We start from the raw sequence: 23,883 nt of genomic DNA, 5'->3' as shown, positions 1-23,883 counted from the left end.
GACGCTGGTCGATCAGGAGAGCGCGCTATGGCTGGATCGCCGCGTGGACAGCGATATCCTGCGCAGCAACCTGCGCTTTCACACCGGCGTACCGATTGTCGATGAGCGGGATGCCCCGTTTGCGCTGACCCACGCGGCGGCCAATCCCGATCCCGCCTGCTTCGCCGCCGGTGACAATCTGTCCCCTGAGAAGAGCACCACGCTGATTGTCGAAGTGCCTTCGCTCAACGGCGGGCTGACGCTGCGCCTCTCCGGGCCCGGCCTGCGTGAGCCGCGCGCCATCGCGCCGCAGCTGCCGACCGCCATTCTGACCTACCTGCGTGAGCGCCCGCATCCCTTCCCGCAGGGGGTGGATCTGATTTTCACCTGCGGGGAAGCGATGATGGCGCTGCCACGCACCACCGATGTGGAGGTGTGCTGATGTATGTAGCCGTGAAAGGGGGCGAAAAGGCGATTGCCAGCGCCCATCAGCTGCAGGCCGATCTGCGCCGTGGCGATCGCAGCGTGGCGGAGCTGGGCTGCGATCAGGTGGCGCAACAGCTGGGGCTGGCGGTGGACCGGGTGATGACCGAAGGCGGCATCTTTGACACACAGCTGGCGGCCTTAGCCATCAAACAGGCCAGTGGCGATTTGGTCGAGGCGATTTTCCTGCTGCGCGCCTACCGCACCACGCTGCCGCGCCTCGCGGACAGCCTGGCGCTGGAAACCGCGGAAATGCGCATCGAGCGCCGCATCTCGGCAGTTTACAAAGATCTGCCCGGTGGCCAGGTGCTGGGCCCGACCTATGACTACAGCCACCGCCTGCTGGATTTTACCCTGCTGGCCAACGGCGAAACGCCGGCCGCCGCGCGTGACGATCAGGCGCTGGCGCAGCGTTGCCCGCATGTGTTCAGCATGATGACGCGTGAAGGGCTGGCAGCGCGTGAAGAGGATGACGGCAGCGAGCCGTGCGACATCACGCGCCAGCCGCCCGGTTATCCGGCGTCACGCGCCGCCCGCTTACAGCAGCTGGTGCGCGGCGACGAGGGGTTTCTACTGGCGCTTGGCTATTCGACCCAGCGCGGCTATGGCCGCAACCATCCGTTTGCCGGTGAAATCCGCACCGGCTATCTCAGCGTGTCGATCTGCCCCGAAGAGCTGGGTTTTGAGATTGAAATTGGCGAGATCCTGCTGACCGAATGCGAAATGGTCAACGGCTTCACCACCCAGGGCGACAGCGCGCCACACTTTACCCGCGGCTATGGTCTGGTGTTCGGACGCGCAGAGCGTAAGGCGATGGCGATGGCGCTGGTGGATCGTGCGCTGCAGGCACCCGAGTATCAGGAGCGCATTGCCGGGCCGGCACAGGACGAAGAGTTCGTGCTGTCGCACGCCGATAACGTCGAAGCCGCCGGCTTTGTCTCGCACCTGAAACTGCCGCACTACGTGGATTTCCAGGCGGAACTGGAGCTGCTGCAGCGGCTGCGCCAACAGCATCAGGAGCAGAATGATGAGTGAGTTAACCGGCTACAACAACGGCTACCTGGATGAGCAGACTAAACGCACCATCCGCCGCGCCATTCTGAAAGCGGTCGCGATCCCCGGCTATCAGGTGCCGTTTGCCGGCCGCGAAATGCCGATGCCGTATGGCTGGGGCACCGGCGGCATTCAAATCACTGCCAGCATTATTGGCGACAGCGACGTGCTGAAAGTGATCGATCAGGGCGCGGATGACACCACCAACGCGGTCTCTATCCGGCGCTTCTTCCAGCGCGTCAGCGGGGCGGCAACCACCGAAGCCACTAAGGACGCCACGCTGATCCAGACGCGGCACCGCATTCCGGAGACGCCGCTTGAAGAGGATCAGGTGCTGATTTTCCAGGTGCCGATCCCGGAGCCGCTGCGCTTTATTGAGCCGCGTGAGACCGAAACCCGCACCATGCACGCGCTGGAGGAGTACGGCATCATGCAGGTCAAGCTGTATGAAGATATCGCCCGCTACGGCCATATCGCCACCACCTATGCCTATCCGGTGAAGGTTAACGATCGCTACGTGATGGATCCGTCGCCGATTCCCAAATTCGACAACCCGAAGATGCACATGATGCCGGCGCTGCAGCTGTTTGGTGCCGGACGTGAAAAACGCATTTATGCGCTGCCGCCCTACACCAAAGTGGAAAGTCTTGATTTCGACGATCACCCGTTCAGCGTGCAGAGCTGGGAACAACCCTGTGCGCTGTGCGGTTCGCGCCACAGCTATCTCGACGAAGTGGTGATGGATGATGCCGGTACGCGCATGTTTGTCTGCTCCGATACCGATTTTTGCCACCAGCAGCAGGAACAACAGCATGCACAGTGAACAGCCGCTGCTCGCGGTCAATAACCTGACGCACCTCTACGCGCCGGGCAAAGGTTTTGAAGACGTCAGTTTTGCGCTCTATCCCGGAGAAGTGCTGGGAATTGTCGGTGAATCCGGCTCGGGGAAAACCACGCTGCTGCGCAGCCTGTCGGCGCGTCTGGTGCCCCAGCAGGGCAACATTCTTTATCGCGGCCGCGATCTGTATCAGCTCAGCGAGAGCGAGCGCCGGCGGTTACTGCGCACCGAGTGGGGCGTGGTGCATCAGCATCCGCTGGATGGCCTGCGTCCGCAGGTGACGGCGGGCGGCAATATTGGTGAGCGTCTGATGGCGATTGGACAGCGTCATTACGGCGACATCCGCAACGAGGCGCTGCGCTGGCTGCAGGACGTCGAAATTCCGGCCAACCGCATCGACGATCTGCCCACCACCTTTTCTGGCGGCATGCAGCAGCGTTTGCAGATTGCGCGCAACCTGGTGACGCAGCCGACGCTGGTGTTTATGGATGAGCCGACCGGCGGGCTGGATGTCTCGGTGCAGGCGCGCCTGCTGGATCTGCTGCGCACGCTGGTACGCGAACTGAATCTGGCGGTGATTATCGTCACCCACGATCTCGGCGTCGCGCGTTTGCTGGCGCACCGCCTGCTGGTAATGAAGCAGGGCAAAGTGGTGGAGAGCGGACTCACCGACCGGGTGCTCGACGATCCGCACCATCCGTACACCCAGCTGCTGGTTTCATCGGTGCTGGCATAGAACACGCTGGCGGTGCGCATTAATGCGCCCTACTCATGAGGTGTGCACCAATCGTAGCGGCGCAATTTATTGCGCCCAGTTGAACAGCGAGCGTTGCTGTTAAATGCGCGATAAATCGCGCCGCTACGGTTACGTGCGGCTGCACGAATCATTATCAGGACATCAACATGCAACCCATTTTGCGCGTAGAGAATCTCAGCAAAACCTTTGTGCTGCACAACCAGAACAGCGCCGAGCTGCCGGTGCTGCAGCACGCCAGCCTTGAAGTGGCCGCCGGCGAATGCGTGGTGTTGCACGGGCGCTCCGGCAGCGGTAAATCCACGCTGCTGCGTGCGCTATACGGTAACTATCAGGCCAACAGTGGCCACATCTGGCTGCAGCATCACGGCCAGTGGGTCGATCTGGCACAGGCACCGGCGCGTCAGATGCTGGCGATCCGCCGTGACACCGTCGGCTGGGTCAGCCAGTTTCTGCGCGTGATTCCGCGCGTACCGACGCTGGAGATCGTCATGCAGCCGCTGCTGGAGCGCGGCGTCGAACGCGCCCGCTGTGAACAGCGCGCCCGCGAACTGCTGACGCGTCTTAACGTGCCGCAGCGCCTGTGGTCGCTGGCCCCCTCGACCTTCTCCGGCGGGGAACAGCAGCGCGTCAACATCGCACGCGGCTTTATCGCTGACTATCCGGTGCTGCTGCTGGATGAACCCACGGCGTCACTCGACAGCGCTAACAGCGCGGCGGTGGTGGAGCTGATTGAACAGGCGCGCGCCCGCGGCGCCGCTATCGTAGGTATTTTCCATGACGAAGCGGTGCGCGCCCGGGTGGCCGACCGCCTGCACGTCATGCAGCCGCTGCACACAGGAGAACAGGCATGATCGTGAATAATGTCCGGCTGGTGCTGGAAAATGAGGTCGTCAGCGGATCGCTGGAGATGCGCGGCGACCGGATCGCCAGCTTCAGCGACAGCGGCAGTCAGCAGCCAGGCGCGCTGGACGGCGGGAACGCGTTTTTGCTGCCGGGGCTGGTCGAGCTGCATACCGACAACCTCGATAAATTCTTTACGCCACGGCCCAAAGTCGACTGGCCAGCGCATTCGGCGATGAGTAGCCACGATGCACTGATGGTCGCCAGCGGCATCACCACGGTGCTGGACGCCATCGGCGTCGGTGACGTGCGCGACGGCGGTCATCGCCTCGAAAACCTGAGCAAAATGATTACGGCGATTCAGGACAGCAACCGCAAGGGCATCAACCGCGCCGACCACCAGCTGCACCTGCGCTGTGAGCTGCCGCACCACACCACGCTGCCGCTGTTTGAAGCGCTGATGAGCACCCCGGAGCTGTCGCTGGTGTCGCTGATGGATCATTCACCCGGCCAGCGCCAGTATGCATCGCTGGAGATGTACCGCACCTACTATCAGGGCAAATATCAGCTCAACGATGAGCAGATGGATCAGTTTGAGCGCGAACAGCTGGCGCTGGCTGCCGAATTCTCCACGCCGAACCGCAACGCCATCGCTGGCCTGTGCCAGGCGCGCGGTATTCCGGTTGCAAGCCACGATGATGCCACGGCGGCGCACGTCGCGGAGTCACACGCGGTGGGCAGCGCCATTGCCGAGTTTCCCACCACGCTGGAAGCGGCTCGCGCCTCGCGCGACTGCGGCATGCGGGTGCTGATGGGCGCGCCCAACATTGTGCGCGGCGGATCGCACTCCGGCAATGTCGCGGCGTGGCAGCTGGCCAGCCACGGCCTGCTGGACATCCTCTCGTCGGATTACTATCCGGCCAGCCTGCTGGATGCGGTATTCCGCCTGGTGGCCGACGAGCGTAATGCGCTGACGCTACCGCAGGCGGCGGCGCTGGTCACGCGCAACCCGGCACAGGCGATTGGCCTGCACGATCGCGGCACGATTGCGGAAGGGCTGCGCGCCGACCTGGTGCTGGCACACACCGATCACGGTCATGTGCACATTCGCCACGTCTGGTCACAGGGCAGGCTGGTGTTCTGATGGCGCGCCTCATCTGGCTGACCGGGCCCTCAGGCTCGGGTAAAGACAGCCTGCTGAACGCGCTGCGCGAGGCGCCGCCGGACAAGCTGGTGATCGCCCATCGCTATATCACGCGGCCGGCCGATGCCGGCGGTGAAAACCACGTGGCGCTGAGCGAAGCCGAATTCCGCCGGCGTGAAGCGCTCGGCCTGTTCGCCATCAGCTGGCGCGCACACGGCCTGAGCTACGCGCTCGGCGAGGAGATTGACCACTGGCTGGCGCGCGGTCTTAACGTGCTGGTCAACGGTTCACGTCTGCATCTGCCAGTCGTGCGCCAGCACTACGGCGGGCAGCTGCTGCCGCTGGTACTGCAGGTCTCGCCGGCCGTGCTGGCGGCACGGCTGCGCCAGCGCGGGCGCGAAAGTGAAGCCGACATTCAGCGACGGCTGGCGCGTGCGGCAGAACCGCTGCCTGCCCACTGCCACGCGCTCAACAACGACGGCGCGCTGATCGACACGCTCCATCAGCTGCGCCAGTTACTGGAGCATCCGCCATGAATCTGACCTTTCTCGGTACGGGCGGCGTGCAGGCCGCGCCGCTGTTCGGCTGCGACTGTCGCGCCTGTGAACGCGCCCGGCAGCAGCCACGCTATGCGCGTCACACCACCAGCGCACTGATCGACACCGGTCGTGAGCGCATCCTGCTCGATGCCGGTCTGCCCGATCTGCATCAGCGCTTCCAGCCCGGTGAGCTGAGCCGCATTCTGCTGACGCATTTCCACATGGATCACGTGGCCGGCCTGTTCAGTCTGCGCTGGGGCCGCGGCGCGCCGATTCCGGTGTGGGCGCCACCGGATGAAAAGGGCTGCGACGATCTGTTTAAGCATCCCGGCCTGCTGGCGTTTCGCCCGGCGCTGACGCCTTTTGTCGCGCACAGCTTCGGCAGCCTGCAGGTGACGGCGCTGCCACTGCAGCATTCGCGGCTGACTTACGGCTACCTGTTCGACTGGCATGGCACGCGGCTGGCGTGGCTGTGCGACACCTGTGGTTTGCCACCGGACACCGCCGATTTCCTGCAGGGCCAGCCACTCGATCAGCTGGTGATCGACTGCAACGATGCGCCGCGCGCCGCGGTGGGTAATCACAACGACGTCACCCGCGCACTGGACATCGTGGCCCGGCTGGCTCCGCGCCAGGCATGGCTGGTGCACCTGTCACATGAGATGGATAACTGGTTGCTGGACAATGGGTTACCGGAAAATGTCAGCGTACCGTTCGATGGCCAGCAGATTGCTGTCGGTTTGCGCGACGCTGTCACCGTTTAATCATGGTTCTGTCATCAGACCTTCATCGCCAGTGTCCGTAATAACGGGCAATCAACACCTCAGAAGAGATGGAGCGCAACATGGCACAGGCACTACTTAAAACCGTCGTCGACAATGCACATCCTGCCCAGCGCCATGGCGACAAGGTGCTGTCGGTGCAGGGGCTGTGCAAAGCCTTCGGTGATAACCGCGTGCTGGATGATGTCAGTTTCGATCTGCATGCGGGCGAGCTGGTGGCGGTAATCGGCCGCTCGGGCGCAGGCAAATCGACCCTGCTGCATATGCTGAACGGCACCATAGCCAGCAGCGAAGGCGCGATTCTCAGCATGCGTCACGGCGAGGCGGACCGCGATGTGGTGACGCTCAACAGCCGGCAGATGCGCGAATGGCGCAGCGAGTGCGGCATGATCTTTCAGGACTTCTGCCTGGTGCCGCGCCTCGACGTGCTGACCAACGTGCTGCTGGGCCGGCTCAGCCAGACCTCAACGCTGAAATCCTTTTTCAAAATCTTCTCCGACACCGACCGTGCGCAGGCCATTGAACTGCTGCAGTGGATGAACATGCTGCCGCAGGCGCTGCAGCGGGCGGAGAATCTGTCCGGCGGCCAGATGCAGCGCGTCGCCATCTGCCGCGCGCTGATGCAGCGCCCGAAAATCCTGCTGGCCGACGAGCCGGTGGCGTCGCTCGATCCCAAAAATACCAAACGCATCATGGATGTGCTGCGCCAGGTGAGCGAGCAGGGCATCAGCGTGATGGTCAACCTGCACTCGATTGAACTGGTGCAGCAGTATTGCACCCGGGTGATCGGCATCCAGCGCGGCAAAGTGCTGTTTGACGGCCATCCCGCTCAGTTGACCGACAGCCTGCTGCATGCGCTGTACGGCGACGAAATTAACCAGCTCCACTAACTCCCACGGCAAGAGAAAATCTCACAATGAAACTGACTGCTTTAGCTTTACTGACAGGCGCTCTGATGGCTTTTGGCGTTAACGCAGCGGATGCACCGAAACAGCTGAACCTGGGAATTCTGGGCGGGCAGAACGCCACCCAGCAGATTGGCGATAACCAGTGTGTGAAAACCTTCTTCGACAAAGAACTGGGCGTGGATACGCAACTGCGCAACTCGTCTGACTATGCCGGCGTGATTCAGGGGCTGCTGGGCAACAAGATCGATATGGTGCTGAGCATGTCGCCGGCATCTTACGCCTCGGTCTATCTGCAAAACCCGAAGGCCGTGGATATCGTCGGTATCGTGGTGGATGACAAAGATGGCTCGAAAGGCTACCACTCGGTGGTGATCGTCAAAGCCGACAGCCCGTATAAGAAGCTGGAAGATCTGAAAGGTAAATCGTTTGGCATGGCCGATCCGGATTCCACCTCCGGCTTCCTGATGCCCAATCAGGCCTTTAAGAAAGAGTTTGGCGGTACGGTGGATGATAAGTACAACAATACCTTCTCCAGCGTGACGTTTTCCGGTGGCCACGAGCAGGACATCCTCGGCGTGCTGAATGGCCAGTTCGACGGCGCGGTGACCTGGACGTCGCTGATTGGCGATTACAACAGTGGTTATACCTCGGGGGCCTTTGGTCGTCTGATTCGTATGGATCACCCGGATCTGATGAAGCAGATCCGCATCATCTGGCAGTCGCCGCTGATTCCTAACGGCCCGATTCTGGTGAGTAATAACCTGCCCGCTGACTTCAAAGCGAAAGTGGTGGCCGCGATCAAAAAGCTGGATAAAGAAGATCACAGCTGCTTTGTTAAAGCGGTGGGCGGCGCCCAGCACATCGGCGCCGCCAGCGTCGCGGATTACCAGAATATCATCGATATGAAGCGCGACCTGATGAAGGGTGCTCGCGGGTAACGAGCGGGTGGTTCCGTGCGGTATTTCCCTCACCCCAGCCCTCTCCCGGGGGGAGAGGGGGCCGCACGTGCTACCGGACAATGCCCTCACCGCTGGCAGGAAAGGGGGCCGCACGAGCCTGCATCATTCTGCCGGACAATTCCCTCTCCCGCTGGCGGGAGAGGGTTAGGGTGAGGGCAATCCCTCGCCATCAACAAAGGATCTCTCCCTTGACCGATTTCGAACACTACTACCAACGTATTCGCCGCCAGCAAAAGCGCGACACGCTGCTGTGGTCGCTGCTGCTGGTGGCGCTCTATCTCGCGGCCGGCAACGTGGCGGAATTCAACCTGGTCACGGTCTGGCAATCGCTGCCTCACTTCTTTGACTACATCGGCGCGACGCTGCCGGTGCTGCACCTGCCGCTGCTGTTCGCGGACGTCAAAACCGAGGGTTCGCTGGCTTACTGGGGCTATCGCCTGCACTTTCAGCTGCCGCTGATCTGGGAAACCCTGCAGCTGGCGCTGTCCTCCACCCTGATTGCGGTACTGATCGCCGCCGTGCTGGCGTTTTTCGCCGCTGATAACACCCAGACGCCGCGCAGCCTGCGCATGGCGATTCGCGCCTTTGTTGCCTTCCTGCGCACCATGCCGGAGCTGGCGTGGGCGGTCATGTTCGTGATGGCGTTCGGCATCGGTGCCATCCCCGGCTTTCTGGCGCTGGCGCTGCACACCATCGGCAGTCTGACCAAACTGTTCTACGAATCAATTGAGAGCGCCTCCGATAAACCGGTGCGCGGTCTCGCCGCCTGTGGTGCCAGCAAGCTGCAGCGTATGCGCTTCGCCTTCTGGCCGCAGGTGAAACCGACCTTTCTCTCCTACAGCTTTATGCGGCTGGAAATTAACTTCCGCTCCTCCACCATCCTCGGGCTGGTGGGCGCGGGTGGCATCGGTCAGGAGCTGATGACCAACATCAAACTGGATCGCTACGATCAGGTCAGCATGACGCTGCTGCTGATCATCGTGGTGGTATCGCTGCTGGATACGCTATCCGGCTGGCTGCGCCGCCGTGTAGTTGAAGGAGACGTAAAATGATCGCCTTAGCGCCCGACGTGGCGAAACTGAAACAGCAGCACGCTGCACTGTTTGCCGCGCAAAACCGTTATCTGCGGCGCATCGCGCTGATTGCGCTGGCGCTGGTGCTCTACTATCTGTTCTTCTTCAGCGTGTTCGGCATCGACTGGCAGCGCTTTGTCATCGGCTGCCAGCAGCTCGGATGCTATTTCCTGCGCATGTTCGTCTGGCAGGATTTCGTCAACTGGCCGTTTGGCTACTATTTCTCGCAGGTCGGCATCACGCTGGCTATCGTGTTTGCCGGCACGCTCACCGCCACCGTCATCGCGCTGCCGGTCTCCTTTCTGGCGGCGCGCAATGTGATGCACGATCCGCTGACGCGGCCGATATCACTGCTGGTGCGCCGGCTGCTGGATGTGCTGCGCGGCATCGACATGGCCATCTGGGGATTGATCTTCGTGCGGGCGGTAGGCATGGGGCCGCTGGCCGGGGTGCTGGCGATTGTGATGCAGGACATCGGCCTGCTGGGCAAGCTGTATGCCGAAGGGCATGAAGCGGTTGAACGCTCACCCAGTCGCGGCCTGAGCGCAGTGGGGGCCAACAGCCTGCAAAAACACCGTTACGGCATTTTTACCCAATCGTTTCCCACCTTTCTCGCGCTGAGTCTGTATCAGATTGAGTCCAACACCCGCTCGGCGGCGGTGCTGGGCTTTGTCGGCGCCGGTGGCGTCGGGCTGGTCTACGCCGAAAACATGCGCCTGTGGAACTGGGATGTAGTGATGTTTCTCACCGTGATTCTGGTGGTGGTGGTGATGGTGATGGACGCCATCTCCAGCCGGTTGCGTAAACGCTACATCACCGGGAAAGGGGTGCCGCTGTGGCAGCCTGCCGCGCGCGACTGAGCCGTTCGCTGCGCTGCCAGGCGCGTTCCAGCGCCTGCACCAGCTGCGCCTGCTGCCAGGGTTTCGCCAGCCGTTCACACAGCGGCAGCGTCACCGGCGTCTGGCGCAGATCCTGACCGCTGATCAGCAGGGTGGCCAGCTGTGGCCACTGCTGCTGCGCCTGACGAATCACATCCGCACCGTTCAGGGCGCCCGGCAGCATCAGGTCACTGATCAGCAGATCGATATCCGGCGTCTGGCGCAGCAGCGTCAGCGCGCTCTCGCCGTCAGCACACTCCAGCGTCAGATAACCCAGCTGATGCAGATGTTCGCACAGCGTCTGGCGCACCGCCGGCTCGTCATCCAGCACCAGTATCAGGCGATCGCGGCTGGCACGCGGCGTCAGCACCGGCGCGCTCACCAGCTGCTGCGCGGCTTCCGGCGCGCGCGGCAGCAGCAGACGCACCGTGGTGCCCTGGCCCGGCGCGGTCTCCAGTTCGATCTGTCCGCCGGACTGGCGCACAAATCCGTACACCATCGACAGCCCCAGCCCGCTGCCGCTGCCGGTGGCTTTGGTGGTAAAGAAGGGTTCAAACACCTGTTCCCGCACCTCGGCGGACATGCCGCAGCCGTGGTCAATCACTTCAATGGTGACGCGGTCGCGCTTGCCATCGGCCTCCTGAATCCGCTGATTCCAGATGCGCAGGCGAATTTCGCCGCTCTGGCGCTCCATGGCATCGCGCGCGTTCACCACCAGATTCATCAGGGCGTTCTCCAGCTGGCCGGCATCAATCCACGCCGGCCAGCCGGGGCGCTGCGCATCTACCACCAGATGCTGGCCGGGCAGCAGGGAGTGCTGCAGCAGCGACTGCAGATTTTCCACCAGCTCCACCACTGCAACGGCACGCGGATAAAGTGCCTGTTTGCGTGAGAAGGCCAGCAGACGCTGCGTCAGCTGAGCGGCACGATCGGCGGCCAGCCGCGCGCGCTCAATGCGGCTGGCCAGCGTGCCGGGCGGCAGCTGATCGACGGTCAGCGCCAGGCTGCCGATGATCACCGCCAGCAAATTATTGAAATCGTGCGCCAGGCCGCCGGTCAGCTGACCGACCGCTTTCATCTTCTGGCTGTGCAGCAGCGCCGCTTCCAGCGCCTTACGTGAGGTGCGCTCCAGCACCGTGTTGACCATGCCGCGCCGCGGCACCGGGCTGAAGCGCAGTTCCAGCGTGCGGCCATCCGGCAACCTGACTTCCTGCGCGTCATGCAGGCTGCTGAGCTGCACATCGACGCGATCAAGCAAACGCTGATAGTGCATGCCGCGATGCAGCTCGCGCGGCGCGAAGCCCAGCAGTTCGGCGTACTGCGCGTTCCACACCACCAGCTGACCGCTGTTATCAAACAGCGCGAAGCCGTCGCGCATGGCGAGGAAGGTCGATTCCAGCTGGTTGCTTTTCTCTTTCAGTAGCTGCGAGGTGTGGGCCAGCGAAGCGGTGTTGCGCGCGAACACGTTAAAGGCGCGCGCCAGATCGCCCAGCTCATCGCGCCGTGCCAGGCCGGGCACGCTGACGCTTTTCTCCCCCTGCGCCAGCCGCGTCATGGCGTGCGCGATGGCGGTAAGGCTGGAACCGAGATTGCGGTAGATGTAGTAACCGGCGTAACCGGTAATCAGCAGCGCCAGTAACATAAACAGACCGATGAAACCGATGATTGAATCCAGTTCCTGATGGGCGGTGGCGCTGCGCGCATCGCTCTGCTGCGCCACCAGCTGAACGTAGTGGGTGATGTCTTCGTTGAGCATCGCCACCAGCGCCTTGATGCGATAGGTGGCGTAGGCGATGGCGATGTCACTCTGTTCCAGCTGACCGGCCACCGGCAGCAGCTGCTGGCTGGTGCTGACCAGCCGCGCGCGCTGCATCGCCAGCACGCCCTGCAGCGGCAGCGCAGACCAGATCGGCAGCACGCTGTTGAGCTGTTGCACTGCGGCTTGCGGCGTGGCGGACTGAATTGCCACGGTTAACAGCGCGGCCGTCTGCTGGCGCAGCGGCAGAAACGCACCGTCGCTGGCCAGCAGGTCGATACGGTTGAGCAGCAGCTGCGCCTGCCACAGGCCGCTGAGCATCACGTTACGCTGTAAATGGCGCTGATGCCCCTCCAGCAGCAGCTGGCTGATGCTTTGCTCCAGCATCTGGCTGCGCTCGCGGATGCGTGCCAGCAGCGCCGGCTGCTGTGCGGCCAGCGGCGCGCTGGCCAGCTGACTCAGCGACTGCTGCAGCGCCTGCTGGGTCTGTTGCAGACGCGCCGACTCGCTCTGGTATTCGAGCGCGCCCACCACCTGCGCCAGCCGCACCGCGGCGATGGCAACATTGGCCGTATCACGCGCCAGCGCCAGGCTGCCGTTCATATCGGCCAGCGTTTGTGCCTGTGCCTGCTCCTGAATGTGACCGGCGTGGCGAAAACCGAAAATAGCCACCAGGCTCACCGCCAGCGTAACGCTCACCACCAGCAGGTTAAACATCAGCAGGCGCCCGCGCGCGCCGGCGTGCCAGTGCAGACTGTGACTCATTGCTGCCGCTCCTTACCGCTCAACTCCGGCGAGTATAGAAGCGCGGCCGGGGCGCAATATGACAAATATGAACGGCGTCTGACATTTTCCATTTATCTGGCGTTGCTTAACTCGCGGCTATCCACTGGCAGCAGGAGCCTGAAGATGGCGGCGACACCGATATTAGAAATGCGGGCAATTACCCGGCGCTTCGGCAGCTTCTATGCGCTGAAAGGCGTCGACCTGACCGTCTGGCCGGGTGAAGTGCACGCGCTGATGGGCGAAAACGGTGCCGGTAAAAGTACCTTAATGAAGATTCTGGCCGGCGCGTATACCGCCAGCAGCGGGGAAATTCTTATCGATGGTCAACCCTACGCCATCCGGGGCCCGAAAGAGGCGCTGGCGGCAGGGATCACCCTGATTTATCAGGAAATCAACCTGGCACCGAATCTGACGGTGGCAGAGAACATCTTTCTCGGCAGTGAAATTTCCCGTGGCGGGCTGGTGAAGCGTCGCCAGATGGCGGAAGAAGCGCAGCAGGTGATTAACCGCCTTGGCGCGCAGTTCAGCGCCACCGATCTGGTGAGCCGCCTGAGCATCGCCGAGCAGCAGCAGGTGGAAATTGCCCGCGCGCTGCATCGCAACAGCCGCATCCTGGTGATGGACGAACCCACCGCTGCGCTCTCGAATCGCGAAACCGAACAGCTGTTTGCGCTGATCAAACGCCTGCGCAGCGAAGGCATGGCGATCATCTACATCAGCCACCGCATGGCAGAAGTGTATGAACTCTCCGATCGCGTCAGCGTGCTGCGCGACGGCCAGTACGTCGGCAGCCTGACGCGCGAACAGCTGAACGCCAGCGAACTGGTGCGCATGATGGTCGGCCGTCCGCTTAGCGATCTGTTCAACAAAGATCGCGCCATTAGCTTCGGCGAAATTCGTCTGGCGGTAAATCATCTGACTGACAACCGCAAAGTGCATCCCTGCAGCCTGGCGGTGCGCGCCGGGGAGATTGTCGGGTTGGCCGGGCTGGTCGGTGCCGGCCGCAGCGAGCTGGCGCAGCTGATTTTTGGTGTGCATCAGCCAGCCGGCGGGGAAATCTGGATCGACGGTGAAAAAGTACAGATTCACTCGCCGCGAGACGCCATTGCGCGCGGCATCGGTTTCCTGACCGAAAACCGCAAAGAGCAGGGGCTGTTTCTGGAACTGGCGGCGCAGGAAAACATCGTGATGGCCACGCTTGAGCGCGATGCCAGCTTCGGCCTGCTTAACCGGCGCAAAGGGCAGAAGATCGCCAGCGAGGCGATTCAATCGCTGAATATCCGCGTGCCGCACGCCCAGGTGCGCGCCGGCGGCTTATCCGGCGGCAACCAGCAGAAGCTGCTGATTTCGCGCTGGGTATCGATAGCGCCGCGCATTCTGATTCTGGATGAGCCGACGCGCGGCGTGGATGTCGGCGCCAAGAGTGAAATTTACCGCATGATGAACCAGATGGCGCAGCAGGGCGTGGCGATTTTGATGATCTCCAGCGAGCTGCCGGAAGTGGTAGGCATGAGCGACCGCGTATACGTGATGCGCGAAGGCACCATCGCTGGCGAGCTGAGCGGCGAGCAGATTAGCCAGGAAAACATAATGACACTGGCCACCGGCGCGCAGCCGGTCCAGGCCTGAGGAGACGGGAATGACCAGTGAAACCGCACGCGTAAAAAGTCCAACGCTAAAACGTGCGTTGATGAGTGACCTGCTGCAAACCGTGGGTATCTTGCCGATTCTGATCCTGATCGTGGCGGTATTTGGCTTTGTCGCCCCGAACTTTTTTACCGAAGCTAACCTGCTGAATATCACGCGTCAGGCCTCCATCAACATTGTGCTGGCGGCGGGCATGACGTTTGTCATTCTCACCGGCGGCATTGACCTGTCGGTTGGCTCAATGCTGGGTACCACGGCGGTGGTGGCGATGGTGGTGTCGCTCGATCCGGCGTTTGCCGGGCTGACCATCCCGGCCGCGCTCGGAGCCGGGCTGATCATGGGGCTGTTCAACGGCATTCTGGTCGCCTGGGCTGGCCTGCCGCCGTTTATCGTCACGCTGGGCACCTATACCGCGCTGCGCGGGGCGGCCTATCTGCTGGCTAACGGCACCACGGTGATCAATTCGGATATCAACTTTGAGTGGATAGGCAACGGTTATCTCGGCCCGATCCCGTGGCTGATCATCATTGCCTTTGCGGTGATTGCGCTGTGCTGGTTTATTTTGCGCCGCACCACGCTTGGCGTGCACATCTATGCGGTGGGCGGCAACATGCAGGCAGCGCGCCTCACCGGTATTAAAGTCGGCGCGGTGCTGGTGTTTGTCTACGCCATGAGCGGCCTGCTGTCCGGGCTGGGTGGCCTGATGAGCGCATCGCGTTTGTACAGCGCTAACGGCAACCTCGGCGTGGGCTATGAGCTGGACGCGATCGCCGCGGTGATTCTTGGCGGTACCAGCTTTGTCGGCGGCATTGGCACCATTACCGGCACGCTGATTGGCGCGCTGATTATCGCCACGCTGAACAACGGCATGACGCTGATGGGCGTGTCGTACTTCTGGCAACTGGTGATTAAGGGCGGGGTGATCATTATTGCGGTGCTGATCGATAAGTACCGTACGCGGCATCACGTGGGGTGAGGGGCGGGCGCTGGCTTTGGCCCTCACCCCAACCCTCTCCCGCTTGCGGGAGAGGGGGCTGTCCGGAGCGAAGAGGTAACTAACGTGCTTCACCTGAACACCATGCAGAACGGTTCCCTCTCTCGCTCGCGGGAGAGGGGGCGGCTCGGTGAGAAGAGGTAACTAACGTACTTCACCTGAACACCATGCAGAACGGTTCCCGCTCGCGGGAGAGGGCCAGGGTGAGGGCAAAGGCAATCAGGGCATAAAACCAAAAAAGCAGGAGAACATCGACTATGCGTTTTAATCCGATTATCACCGGACTGCTGGCCGCGACGCTGTTCAGTGCGCCATTTGTGCAGGCCAAAGAACTGAAATCCATCGGCGTGACGGTGGGCGATCTGGCTAACCCGTTCTTCGTCCAGATCACCAAAGGGGCGGAGCTCAAGGCGCGTCAGCTGGCGGGCGATAAGGTCAACGTGACGCTGGTCTCCAGCGGCTATGATCTTGGCCAGCAGGTGGCGCAGATTGACAACTTCATTGCCGCTAAAGTGGACATGATCATCCTCAACGCCGCCGACTCCAAAGGCATCGCGCCGGCGGTGAAGCGCGCGCGTGATGCCGGCATCGTGGTGGTGGCGGTAGACGTGGCCGCGGATGGTGCCAATGCCACCATCACCTCTGACAACACCCAGGCCGGGGCCATGGCCTGTAAATACATCTCCGACCGCCTGAAAGCCAAAGGCAACGTGGTCATCATCAACGGACCACCGGTGTCAGCGGTGCAGAACCGCGTGGAAGGCTGCATGAATGAGCTGAAAACCCACCCGGACATCAAACTGCTCTCTTACAACCAGAACGCCAAAGGCAGTCGCGAAGGCGGACTGGAAGTGATGACCGGCCTGCTGTCGGCCAATCCGAAGATTGATGCCGTGTTCGCCATCAACGATCCTACCGCTATCGGTGCCGATCTGGCGGCGAAACAGGCGCAGCGTAACGAGTTCTTTATCGTCGGCGTCGATGGATCGCCAGACGGCGAAGAGGCGCTGAAGCGCAAAGGCTCGCTGTTTGTCGCGACACCAGCCCAGGATCCGCAGGTGATGGCGGCCAAAGCGGTTGAGATTGGCTATGACATCCTGCAGGGCAAGCCAGCGCCGGATAAGCCGGTGCTGATTCCGGTAACGCTGATCGATCGTAACAATGTCAGCAGCTACAAAGGCTGGACGGTGAAATAAGCCACACGGGCGTCGCGGTGCACATGCGCGCCGCGACGCCCGCCGGAGATGCAGCTATGCAACGTTCCGAAGTTAACGCGATTTTGCAACTGACCCGTGAATTCTTTCTGCGGCAGGATGTGCATCTGCCGCCGTGGGCCGATTACGGTCTCAGCCAGTGGCGTGCGCTGGACACCTCAGCCGCTGCCGAACTGCTGGCGCTGCACCTCGGCTGGGATGTCACCAGTTTTGGTGCCGATGATTTCAGCCAGACCGGCCTGACGCTGTTTACCCTGCGCAACGGTTCACGCGGCGGACAACCGTGGGGCAAACCGTATGCGGAGAAGATCATGCACGTGCGCGAAGGGCAGGTGACGCCGATGCATTATCATCCGCAAAAAATGGAAGACATTATCAACCGCGGCGGTGGCAACCTGATTGTCACGCTACACAATCGCGACGGCGATCGGCTGGCGGATTCGCCGGTACAGGTCACGCTGGATGGCATCTGCCAGACCCATGCCGCCGGTTCCCAGCTGCGGCTGTCACCCGGCGAGAGCGTCACGTTACTGCCCGGTGTCTGGCACAGCTTCTGGGGCGAAACCGGCTACGGCGATGTGCTGGTGGGCGAAGTCTCCATGCCCAATGACGATGAGCACGACAACGTCTTTCTTACCCCGCTGGCGCGCTTTAATCCGATTGATGAGGATGAAGCGCCGCGCTGGCTGCTGTGTAACGAATATCACCGCTGGCTGGCATAACAGGAGTGTTCCATGGCACTGATCTCTCTGGCGCAGGGCCTCGCCCATGCGCAGCAGCACGGTTACGCGCTCGGCGCGTTCAACGTTCTCGATACCCACTTTCTGCGCGCGCTGTTCCATGCGGCGGAGCAGCAGCGTTCGCCGTTTATCATCAACATTGCCGAGGTGCATTTTAAATACGTCAGCCTGGAACCGTTGATCGCCGCTATCCGTGCCGAAGCGGCGCTGCACGCCATCCCGGTGGTGCTCAACCTCGATCACGGCCTGCATTTTGATGCGGTGATGCAGGCGATTCGCCTCGGCTTCACCTCGGTAATGTTCGATGGTTCAACCCTGAGCTATGACGAGAACATTCGCCAGACGCGGGAAGTGGTGAAGATGTGCCACGCGCTGGGCATTTCGGTCGAGGCTGAGCTGGGCGCCGTGGGCGGCGATGAGGGGGGCGCGCTGTTTGGCGAAGCGGACAGCAATAAATTCACCGACCCGGCGCTGGCGGCGGAATTTGTCCAGGCAACCGGCATCGACTGCCTCGCAGTGGCCATCGGCAACGCGCACGGCAAATACAAAGGCGAGCCAAAGCTTGATTTTGACCGTCTGGCGGCGATTCGCGCAGCGGCCGGCATTCCGCTGGTACTGCACGGCGGTTCCGGCATCAGCGACGCTGATTTCCGCCGCGCCATCAGCCTCGGCATCCACAAAATCAACTTCTACACCGGTATGTCGCAGGCGGCGCTCGGGGCGATTGAAACGCAAATCACCCAGCGCGACGCGCGCTACGACTCGTTCGCCGAACTGTTAATGGCGGTTGAACGCGACATCGCCAGCGTTGTGGCCCAGCAGATGCAGGTGTTTGGCAGCGCCGGGAGGGCCTGACATGGCAGCACGCAACGGCATTCTGGCGGCGGGTAATATGCTGGTGGATCACGTGCAGCGTATCAGCCACTGGCCAGAACAGGGCTGGCTGGCCGAGATTAGCCACAGCGAGAAATGCAGCGGCGGTGCGGCGCTGAATGTACTGTTTACCCTGGCGCGCATGCAGGTCGGTCTGCCGCTGGCCGCCGTGGGGATGCTGGGCGAGGACAGCGACGGCGATTACCTGCTGCAGCTGCTGGATGAACATCATGTGGATCGTCAGCACGTACAGCGCACCGGTGCGGCAGCCACGGCGATGACGCAGGTGATGACCGCGCCGGACGGTCAGCGCACCTTTTTTCATGCGCGCGGGGCCAATGCGCAGCTCGATGTGGCGCACTTCGCTCACCTCGCCACCGCGCACCGCATCTTCCACCTCGGCTATCTGCTGTTACTGGATAAGCTCGACCAGCCCGATGCGCAGTACGGTACCCGCAGTGCCCGGCTGCTGGCGGAGATGCAGCAGCGCGGCTATCTCACCTCGCTCGATCTGGTTTCGCGCGCCGGCGAGTATCAGGCGCTGGTGAAGCCGGCACTGCGCTGGCTCGATTATCTGGTGATTAACGAACTGGAAGCGCAGGCGCTCACCGGCATCGAGCTGCGCAGCAGTGGCACGCTGGCGTCACCGGCGGCGTTTGCTGCGGCGGCACGCTGGCTGCTGGCGCAGGGTGTGCGCCAGCGCGTGGTGATTCATGCACCGGAAGGCGCCTGGGGCCAGCAGCCAGCGGGCGACGGCCTGTGGCAGCCCGCCTGGTGCTTAGCGGCAGAAGAGATTGTCGGCAGCGTTGGGGCGGGCGATGCCTTCTGCGCCGGCGTGCTCTACGCCAGCCATCAGAACTACAGCCTTCAGCAGACATTAAAGCTGGCCCATACCTGCGCCAGCTTTAATCTGCATGCGGCCAACGCGCTGGACGGCATCCGGCCACTGAGCGAGATGCAGTGCTGGATGAATCAGGCGATTTGCGTTTCGCGCGTCGCGGCGGACGGGGGGCGCATCACATCGGCGGAAAAAACATAGCCCAGTCCGCGAATGGTGCGGATCAGGATCGGCTGATGCGGATTAGCCTCGATTTTGCGTCTGAGGCGCATGATCAGCACATCAATGGTGCGATCGAACACGTCGAGGCTCTCGCTGTGGGTAAGCTCCAGCAGCTGATCGCGCGTCAGGACCTTACGCGCGTGGCCGACCAGCGCGCGCAGCAGGCTGTATTCGCCCTGGGTGAGCGGTACGCTTTCACGCTGTGGATTGAACAGCTGACAACGCACATCATCCAGTCGCCAGCCATTAAACTGCCAGCCCTCATCAATCACCGTTTCCGGCTGCGCCAGTCGCCCGCAGCGCCGCAGCGCCGCACGGGCCCGCGCCACCACCACGCGGGGATTAAAGGGTTTGGCAATATAGTCGTCGGCGCCCATCTCCAGCCCAACCACCATATCGGCTTCCGATCCCATGCCGGTCAGCATGATCACCAGCAGCTCAGGGCGCTGACGCTGCATCTGCTGTAATACCAGCAGGCCGTTGGTATCGGGCAGCATCATATCCAGCATCACCAGGGAGATTTCCGGATGCTGCGCCAGTAGCGCCAGGGCGTCGCGCCCCTGATGACAGCTATAAACGGTAAACACATGTTCGCTCAGCACATCGTGCAGCAATTCGCAGATGGCACGATCATCATCAACGACCAGAATCGCGGGCTTCATTGCACTGCCTCTTTTGTTGCGAAAGGGTTAAACGCAGTGTAACCCGGCGTTTTTAAGCTGCTGAAACGCGCAGCAGAAACGTGAGCGCCATCGCCTGGCAGAGTGTGAAAGCGTGCGTTACCGCAATATTTCACCCCCGGCTGCGCACGGCGGGAAAACGTTTGCGCGCAGGTGGTGCAATGCACCATAATCGCGCCTCGTTCTGGTTCAGAATTTTCTTAGCCGCAACGGCACGCTGAAACGGAAACGATTGCGTCAGGGAGTGGCATAGCAATTGCTATGTGGACAGGGGATAGCACACGACGTTCTGCTGCCAGCGGTGGCAAAACGCCGGCATAAAAAAATAATTTTCCTCACTTTTTCCGCGTCAGCTTAGCCACCACGCGCGGAATAGCGGGAAAACGCCTTGGCAAGAGAGAGCAGGCCTGCGGGCCGTCTCCGCTGATGAGAGATGATGATGTTAGAAAAACTTTTTAAGTTAAAAGCACACCACACCACGGTGCGCACCGAAATCATTGCCGGTATTACGACCTTTCTGGCAATGGCCTACATCCTGTTTGTGAACCCCAGCATCCTGGGTGCGACCGGTATGGATAAAGGCTCGGTGTTTGTCGCCACCTGTCTGGCTGCAGCCATCGGTTCGATTCTGATGGGCCTGATCGCCAACTATCCGATCGCGCTGGCACCGGGCATGGGCCTGAACGCCTTCTTCACCTACACCGTGGTGCTGCATATGGGCTACACCTGGCAGATCGCGCTGGGTGCGGTGTTCCTCTCGGCGGTGATCTTCTTTGCGCTGTCGATTTTTAAAATTCGCGAATGGATTATCGCCAGCATTCCGCTGCCGCTGCGTGCCGGGATTGCGGCAGGCATTGGTTTGTTCCTCGCACTGATTGCGCTGGAAGGGGCGGGCATCGTGGTGGATAACCCGGCTACGCTGGTCGGTCTGGGCGACCTGACTAAACCGGGTCCGCTGCTGGCGCTGCTTGGCTTCTTTATCATTGTGGTGCTGGAAGCGCGTCGCGTCACCGGAGCCGTACTGATCGGCATTCTGGTTGTTACCTTTATCTCGATGGGCATTGGCCTGACGCCGTTCGCGGGGGTGTTTTCTGCGCCGCCGTCGATTGCGCCGACCTTTATGCAGCTGGATATCGCCGGCGCGTTCAACGTAGGCCTGGTGAGCGTGATCTTTGCGTTCCTGTTTGTCGACGTGTTTGATAACACCGGCACGCTGCTGGGCGTGACGAAACGCGCCGGTCTGGCCGATGAGCAGGGCAACGTGCCGAAAATGGGCCGTGCGCTGATCGCCGATAGCGCCGCTGCGCTGTTCGGTTCACTGCTGGGTACCTCAACCACCACCAGCTATGTGGAGTCCGCTGCGGGCGTTAGCGCCGGCGGTCGTACCGGTCTGACGGCGATTGTGGTCGCCATTCTGTTCCTGCTCAGCCTGTTCTTCTCGCCACTGGCGGGTAGCGTGCCGGTCTACGCCACGGCGCCAGCGCTGCTGTTCGTCGCGGTGCTGATGGCTTCCGGTCTGGCAGAAATTGACTGGAAAGATGTCACCACGGCGGCACCGGTCACCGTGACCGCGCTGACCATGCCGCTGACTTACTCGATCGCCAACGGTATCGCCTTTGGTTTTATTACCTGGACGGTGGTGAAACTGCTGAGTGGCCGCACCAAAGAGGTCAATGCGGCGCTGGTGATTCTGTCGATTCTGTTTGTGATTAAACTCGGCTGGCTGAGTGCCTGATGCTGCGTAACGGAAGCCCGCCCGGGCTTCCGTGTAAGTTGTTACATTCGCGCAATCATTGTTTGCGTGATGTCTCGCAATTCCTGCCCGTCGCCACTTTTCTCTTTCAGGCCTGTTGTTTACTGTCTTTCCGTAAATTCTGCCATGCGCAAATTTTTTGCCTGCAGTGGCGGGATCGTGGAATGTTTAATCGCTGCCGCTCTGCTTAAATAGCGTTGGAGTGAGGCGATGACACAAGGTTGCTGAAGAAGGACAAGATAATGGATTATCCCGTTTGCACGCTGCCGCATCGGTTGCCGCCTCGCCTTCTGGCGTTAAGAAATCAGGGAGCACCGCTAATGGTACGATTAACCCAACACGTGGAACAGCTGGCGAATACCACCCAGCTGTTACAGCAGGATGTCGCGGTCCTGACCGCGCGTTTTGAAAACCTTGCCACCAGAGCGGACGTGGAACGCGTGCGTACCGAACAGGGGCTGATGTGCAATCAACTGATGAATGAGATCGGTCAGGTGGAGAAGCGCATCGATAAAAAGTTCGAACAATTAAATGACAGGCTGATCTGGACCCTCATGCTGCCGACTCTCCTCGCCGTACTGGCATGGTTGGTAAAAGTGGCGGTGCTGAAAATTTAAGGTTGCCAGCAGAAATCCGGCCCGTCCATGGGCCGGAACAGCGGGTTTAGCGGAAGGGCGGTTCGTTGAAGGTACGTAGTTTTCTGGAGTGCAGTTTGTCACCCTCGGCGCGCAGCAGCTCAACCGCGCAGATGCCAATCTGCAGATGTTCCGAGATCGCGCCCTCATAGAAACGGTTGGCCTGGCCGGGCAGCTTGATCTCACCGTGCAGCGGTTTATCCGAGACGCACAGCAGGGTGCCGTACGGTACGCGGAAACGATAGCCCTGTGCGGCAATGGTGGCGCTCTCCATATCCACCGCCACCGCGCGGCTCAGGTTGAAGCGTAACGCAGATGCGGAGTAGCGCAGCTCCCAGTTGCGGTCGTCTGTGGTGACGACCGTACCGGTACGCAGGCGCTGCTTCACCTCTTCGCCGGGCATACCGCTGACCGCTTTGGTGGCGTCGTACAGGGCACGCTGCACCTCCGCGATGCTCGGGATCGGGATATCCGGTGGTAATACGCTGTCCAGCACGTGGTCGTCACGCAGATAGGCGTGCGCCAGCACGTAATCGCCGATGCTCTGGCTTTCACGCAGGCCACCGCAGTGACCAATCATCAGCCACGCATGTGGGCGCACCACCGCGAGGTGGTCGCAGATGGTTTTGGCGTTCGACGGACCGACGCCAATATTCACCAGCGTGATGCCGCGACGATTGGGCGAGGTTAAATGCCAGGCGGGCATCTGATGCTTTTTCCACGCCAGATCCGACATCATCGCCGTTGGGTCCTGCGTTTCCGCCGTGATCACCACATCGCCGGCGCAGGCGAGACTGTCGTACGGCGTGCTGGGATCCTGCACCTGCTCAATCGCCCAGCGCACGAACTCATCGACGTAGCGCGTGTAGTTGGTGAACAGCACAAACGGCTGGAAGTGTTCTACCGCAGTGCCGGTGTAGTGACGCAGGCGCGCCAGGGAGAAATCGGTGCGCAGCGCGTCGAAATGCGACAGCGGGAACAGCGCGTCGGCATTGAACAGGCCATCAGCGGTTTCATCGCCAATCTGCGACAACTCGGTCGTCGGGAAATGGCGCGCAATACTGGCGCTCATGGAGCGGTCCAGCGACAGGTCGGAGCCATCAATCACATAGGGATAAGGGATTTCCTGCTGTGACGGACCCACCTCAATCAGCACGTCGTACTCTTTTTCGATCATCTGCAGCTGTTCGCTGAGATAGTGACGCAGCAACGCCGGGCGCGTGATGGTGGTGCTGTAGCGGCCGGTGTGGGTAAAACGTCCCCAGGCGCGGGTGCGATTTTGCTGCGGGCCTTCACCCTGCCAGGTGATGCGCAGCTCCGGATAGACAAACAGCCCCTGCTGGCGCAGCCCGGCGTCCGGCAGTGTGCCGCTGGCAGTGAACGTGCGAATGGCGTTGCGCAGCGCTTCAACCGCGTCGTCATACAGACGCTCCAGTTGATCCAGCGCCTGTTCGGTGGTCAATCCGTTCCGTTGCGTATTCATAGATTCTCCTTCAGCAAGTTGGACCGATT

At 61.5% G+C, this 23,883-nt stretch carries 23 protein-coding genes; 20 read left to right on the top strand and 3 right to left on the bottom strand.

Annotated features, from left to right (window positions below; genetic code table 11):
• From phnH to phnE (FT726_RS15980), 12 genes are all read left to right on the top strand, one after another.
• Positions 1-421: phosphonate C-P lyase system protein PhnH (gene phnH / locus FT726_RS16035; protein WP_346303065.1), on the top strand; the 421-nt coding region annotated here is incomplete at its 5' end.
• Positions 421-1,497, top strand: a complete 1,077-nt coding sequence (locus FT726_RS16030; protein WP_021509798.1) for a carbon-phosphorus lyase complex subunit PhnI — start codon at positions 421-423, stop codon at positions 1,495-1,497. The genes phnH and FT726_RS16030, both read left to right, overlap by 1 nt.
• Positions 1,490-2,338, top strand: a complete 849-nt coding sequence (locus FT726_RS16025; protein WP_021509799.1) for an alpha-D-ribose 1-methylphosphonate 5-phosphate C-P-lyase PhnJ — start codon at positions 1,490-1,492, stop codon at positions 2,336-2,338. The genes FT726_RS16030 and FT726_RS16025 overlap by 8 nt, the downstream gene beginning before the upstream one ends.
• Positions 2,328-3,089, top strand: coding sequence for a phosphonate C-P lyase system protein PhnK (gene phnK, locus FT726_RS16020; protein WP_215800867.1), 762 nt, complete (start codon positions 2,328-2,330; stop codon positions 3,087-3,089). Before FT726_RS16025 ends, phnK begins: the two co-directional genes overlap by 11 nt.
• Positions 3,090-3,256: 167 nt before the next feature.
• Positions 3,257-3,961, top strand: a complete 705-nt coding sequence (gene phnL, locus FT726_RS16015; protein ID WP_021509801.1) for a phosphonate C-P lyase system protein PhnL — start codon at positions 3,257-3,259, stop codon at positions 3,959-3,961.
• On the top strand, positions 3,958-5,094 hold the full coding sequence (gene phnM / locus FT726_RS16010) for an alpha-D-ribose 1-methylphosphonate 5-triphosphate diphosphatase (protein ID WP_058774782.1): 1,137 nt from the start codon (positions 3,958-3,960) through the stop codon (positions 5,092-5,094). Before phnL ends, phnM begins: the two co-directional genes overlap by 4 nt.
• Complete coding sequence (gene phnN, locus FT726_RS16005) at positions 5,094-5,630, top strand: ribose 1,5-bisphosphokinase (RefSeq protein WP_058771120.1); 537 nt, start codon at positions 5,094-5,096, stop codon at positions 5,628-5,630. Before phnM ends, phnN begins: the two co-directional genes overlap by 1 nt.
• Positions 5,627-6,397 (top strand): phosphonate metabolism protein PhnP, encoded by a 771-nt coding sequence (phnP, locus tag FT726_RS16000; protein WP_346303064.1) that lies wholly within the window; start codon positions 5,627-5,629, stop codon positions 6,395-6,397. The genes phnN and phnP overlap by 4 nt, the downstream gene beginning before the upstream one ends.
• Positions 6,398-6,477: 80 nt before the next feature.
• Positions 6,478-7,305 carry a phosphonate ABC transporter ATP-binding protein gene (phnC, locus tag FT726_RS15995; protein ID WP_021509805.1) on the top strand — a complete coding sequence of 276 codons (828 nt, stop codon included), beginning with the start codon at positions 6,478-6,480 and terminating at the stop codon, positions 7,303-7,305.
• A 26-nt stretch (positions 7,306-7,331) separates the two neighbouring features.
• Entirely contained in the window at positions 7,332-8,261 is a 930-nt protein-coding gene (gene phnD / locus FT726_RS15990) for a phosphonate ABC transporter substrate-binding protein (protein ID WP_031280167.1), read from the top strand.
• A gap of 209 nt (positions 8,262-8,470) precedes the next feature.
• Entirely contained in the window at positions 8,471-9,334 is an 864-nt protein-coding gene (gene phnE, locus FT726_RS15985; protein ID WP_058757354.1) for a phosphonate ABC transporter, permease protein PhnE, read from the top strand.
• A complete protein-coding gene (gene phnE, locus FT726_RS15980; protein WP_288421866.1) occupies positions 9,331-10,215 on the top strand; it encodes a phosphonate ABC transporter, permease protein PhnE in 885 nt (294 codons plus the stop codon). The genes phnE (FT726_RS15985) and phnE (FT726_RS15980) overlap by 4 nt, the downstream gene beginning before the upstream one ends.
• Here the strand turns inward: phnE (FT726_RS15980) and FT726_RS15975 are convergent.
• Positions 10,169-12,754, bottom strand: coding sequence for an ATP-binding protein (locus FT726_RS15975; protein ID WP_346303063.1), 2,586 nt, complete (start codon positions 12,752-12,754; stop codon positions 10,169-10,171). The genes phnE (FT726_RS15980) and FT726_RS15975 overlap by 47 nt on opposite strands.
• Before the next feature lie 144 nt (positions 12,755-12,898).
• Between FT726_RS15975 and FT726_RS15970 the strand changes: the two genes are divergently transcribed.
• From FT726_RS15970 to FT726_RS15945, 6 genes are all read left to right on the top strand, one after another.
• Positions 12,899-14,404, top strand: a complete 1,506-nt coding sequence (locus FT726_RS15970) for a sugar ABC transporter ATP-binding protein (protein WP_346303062.1) — start codon at positions 12,899-12,901, stop codon at positions 14,402-14,404.
• Between the two features lie 10 nt (positions 14,405-14,414).
• On the top strand, positions 14,415-15,398 hold the full coding sequence (locus FT726_RS15965; RefSeq protein WP_021509811.1) for an ABC transporter permease subunit: 984 nt from the start codon (positions 14,415-14,417) through the stop codon (positions 15,396-15,398).
• A 275-nt stretch (positions 15,399-15,673) separates the two neighbouring features.
• Complete coding sequence (locus FT726_RS15960) at positions 15,674-16,612, top strand: ABC transporter substrate-binding protein (RefSeq protein ID WP_021509812.1); 939 nt, start codon at positions 15,674-15,676, stop codon at positions 16,610-16,612.
• Positions 16,613-16,668: 56 nt separating this feature from the next.
• The gene (locus FT726_RS15955) at positions 16,669-17,352 is read left to right on the top strand and encodes a D-lyxose/D-mannose family sugar isomerase (protein WP_021509813.1); all 684 of its coding nucleotides are present in this window, start codon (positions 16,669-16,671) and stop codon (positions 17,350-17,352) included.
• Positions 17,353-17,364: 12 nt separating this feature from the next.
• Positions 17,365-18,225, top strand: coding sequence for a ketose 1,6-bisphosphate aldolase (locus tag FT726_RS15950; RefSeq protein WP_058757359.1), 861 nt, complete (start codon positions 17,365-17,367; stop codon positions 18,223-18,225).
• 1 nt (position 18,226) lies between these two features.
• Complete coding sequence (locus FT726_RS15945; protein ID WP_282995834.1) at positions 18,227-19,282, top strand: carbohydrate kinase family protein; 1,056 nt, start codon at positions 18,227-18,229, stop codon at positions 19,280-19,282.
• Here FT726_RS15945 and FT726_RS15940 read toward each other — a convergent pair.
• Complete coding sequence (locus FT726_RS15940) at positions 19,216-19,965, bottom strand: response regulator transcription factor (protein WP_282995833.1); 750 nt, start codon at positions 19,963-19,965, stop codon at positions 19,216-19,218. The two genes, FT726_RS15945 and FT726_RS15940, sit on opposite strands and share 67 nt — an antisense overlap.
• A 454-nt stretch (positions 19,966-20,419) precedes the next feature.
• Between FT726_RS15940 and FT726_RS15935 the strand changes: the two genes are divergently transcribed.
• Both FT726_RS15935 and FT726_RS15930 read left to right on the top strand, forming a co-directional pair.
• On the top strand, positions 20,420-21,718 hold the full coding sequence (locus FT726_RS15935; protein ID WP_021509817.1) for an NCS2 family permease: 1,299 nt from the start codon (positions 20,420-20,422) through the stop codon (positions 21,716-21,718).
• 260 nt (positions 21,719-21,978) lie between these two features.
• On the top strand, positions 21,979-22,353 hold the full coding sequence (locus tag FT726_RS15930; RefSeq protein ID WP_064511415.1) for a hypothetical protein: 375 nt from the start codon (positions 21,979-21,981) through the stop codon (positions 22,351-22,353).
• Positions 22,354-22,399: 46 nt separating this feature from the next.
• Here FT726_RS15930 and FT726_RS15925 read toward each other — a convergent pair whose 3' ends face one another.
• Positions 22,400-23,854, bottom strand: a complete 1,455-nt coding sequence (locus FT726_RS15925) for an AMP nucleosidase (RefSeq protein ID WP_021509819.1) — start codon at positions 23,852-23,854, stop codon at positions 22,400-22,402.
• Positions 23,855-23,883: the final 29 nt, after the last annotated feature.

Origin of the sequence: Pantoea sp. Morm (assembly GCF_016643525.1) — a bacterium.
Lineage (GTDB): Bacteria > Pseudomonadota > Gammaproteobacteria > Enterobacterales > Enterobacteriaceae > Pantoea > Pantoea dispersa.
Note: the sequence above shows the minus strand (reverse complement) of the source record. Positions and strands in the feature narration are given on the sequence as shown.